This window comes from Leeuwenhoekiella sp. ZYFB001, from assembly GCF_011784865.1.
In the GTDB taxonomy this organism is placed as follows: Bacteria; Bacteroidota; Bacteroidia; order Flavobacteriales; family Flavobacteriaceae; genus Leeuwenhoekiella; species Leeuwenhoekiella palythoae.
On the sequence record NZ_CP050460.1, the window covers coordinates 170001 to 172500 of the forward strand.

General features: G+C 44.4%; 2 tRNA genes and 1 rRNA gene. All 3 read left to right on the forward strand.

Annotated features, from left to right (window positions below):
* Positions 1–391 precede the first annotated feature (391 nt).
* Positions 392–1919 (forward strand): 16S ribosomal RNA (locus HCN54_RS00630).
* A gap of 135 nt (positions 1920–2054) precedes the next feature.
* Positions 2055–2128, forward strand: a tRNA-Ile gene (locus HCN54_RS00635).
* Positions 2129–2274: 146 nt separating this feature from the next.
* Positions 2275–2351 (forward strand) — tRNA-Ala (locus HCN54_RS00640).
* Positions 2352–2500 lie beyond the last annotated feature (149 nt).

Here is a 2500-nt window from a genome sequence, read left to right on the forward strand (position 1 = left end):
GGTGGTATCTTTGCCTCCCGATTTTTCGGCAAAAAGTTGGAGTAAGTTCTTTGTGAGATTTCATAAAAACGGCTTAAAAAAAACTTTAATTTTTATTTGTTTGGTAAGAAAAAAGGTTTGTATATTTGCAGCCGCTTTCACGGAGAGCAACGCACATTGAAAACGAGATGATTTGGTATTCCGATAGCTATCGGAGAGAGAGGTTCGATTCCTTGACATCTAGCGATAAATGATCTTCTTTAATTAGGGGAAAAGTTAATTGACATATTGAATTGACAACGCGTTCCGATATTATATCGGAATTGAATTAAAACTAGAACGACCATTTTGAGCGCTTCTTTATGAAGTGTGATTAAATTTCCTTATATCGTGGAATATTATTTAAGATACTACGATGAAGAGTTTGATCCTGGCTCAGGATGAACGCTAGCGGCAGGCCTAACACATGCAAGTCGAACGGTAACAGGAATTAGCTTGCTAATTTGCTGACGAGTGGCGCACGGGTGCGTAACGCGTATGCAATCTGCCTTGTACTGGAGTATAGCCCAGGGAAACTTGGATTAATCCTCCATAGTCTATTGATATGGCATCGTATTAATAGTAAAGGTTACGGTACAAGATGAGCATGCGTCCTATTAGCTAGTAGGTGTGGTAACGGCACACCTAGGCAACGATAGGTAGGGGTCCTGAGAGGGAGATCCCCCACACTGGTACTGAGACACGGACCAGACTCCTACGGGAGGCAGCAGTGAGGAATATTGGACAATGGGCGGGAGCCTGATCCAGCCATGCCGCGTGCAGGAAGACTGCCCTATGGGTTGTAAACTGCTTTTATACGGGAAGAATAAGTGTTACGTGTAGCACGATGACGGTACCGTAAGAATAAGCACCGGCTAACTCCGTGCCAGCAGCCGCGGTAATACGGAGGGTGCAAGCGTTATCCGGAATCATTGGGTTTAAAGGGTCCGTAGGTGGACTAATAAGTCAGTGGTGAAAGTCTGCAGCTTAACTGTAGAATTGCCATTGATACTGTTAGTCTTGAATTGTTGTGAAGTAACTAGAATATGTAGTGTAGCGGTGAAATGCATAGATATTACATAGAATACCGATTGCGAAGGCAGGTTACTAACAATATATTGACACTGATGGACGAAAGCGTGGGGAGCGAACAGGATTAGATACCCTGGTAGTCCACGCCGTAAACGATGGTTACTAGCTGTCCGGTCTAATTGAGGGCTGGGTGGCCAAGCGAAAGTGATAAGTAACCCACCTGGGGAGTACGTTCGCAAGAATGAAACTCAAAGGAATTGACGGGGGCCCGCACAAGCGGTGGAGCATGTGGTTTAATTCGATGATACGCGAGGAACCTTACCAGGGCTTAAATGTAGTCTGACAGATTTGGAAACAGATTTTTCTTCGGACAGATTACAAGGTGCTGCATGGTTGTCGTCAGCTCGTGCCGTGAGGTGTCAGGTTAAGTCCTATAACGAGCGCAACCCCTGTTGTTAGTTGCCAGCGAGTAATGTCGGGAACTCTAGCAAGACTGCCGGTGCAAACCGTGAGGAAGGTGGGGATGACGTCAAATCATCACGGCCCTTACGTCCTGGGCCACACACGTGCTACAATGGTAGGTACAGAGAGCAGCCACGTCGCAAGGCGGAGCGAATCTATAAAACCTATCACAGTTCGGATCGGGGTCTGCAACTCGACCCCGTGAAGCTGGAATCGCTAGTAATCGCATATCAGCCATGATGCGGTGAATACGTTCCCGGGCCTTGTACACACCGCCCGTCAAGCCATGGAAGCTGGGGGTACCTGAAGTCCGTCACCGCAAGGAGCGGCCTAGGGTAAGACCGGTAACTGGGGCTAAGTCGTAACAAGGTAGCCGTACCGGAAGGTGCGGCTGGAACACCTCCTTTCTAGAGCTTTGCTGCATAGCAGTTAAAGACGCGACTATAAGGAAAGACGAAGTTTTAGTTTTAGTTGTCAATTCAAGATATTTTTCGGTTGATGATCCTGAGTAAAATCGGGATCATTCTTCTGATAAATAGGACAGTCTCATAGCTCAGCTGGTTAGAGCGCTACACTGATAATGTAGAGGTCGGCAGTTCGAGTCTGCCTGAGACTACTACGCAAGCTAAGCTTGCGATTCAAGGTTTTGAATTTAATATTTAAAATTTTGGATAAAGTTCATTAAAGATTATTGAAGGAAATTCTAGAAGCTAAGAATTCTAATTCTAGTAAAATTCTGAATTCTAAATTCTGAATTTATCTGGGGGATTAGCTCAGCTGGCTAGAGCGCCTGCCTTGCACGCAGGAGGTCATCGGTTCGACTCCGATATTCTCCACCATTTTAATTTTGAATTCAAAATTTTGAATTTGTAATTGAATACAGTTCATTGACATATTGGGAAATAATAAGAATACGAGAGAAACAAATTTTATATAGTTAGTAATAACTAAGTTATATTATAGATAGAACTCATTAATAATACAAAGG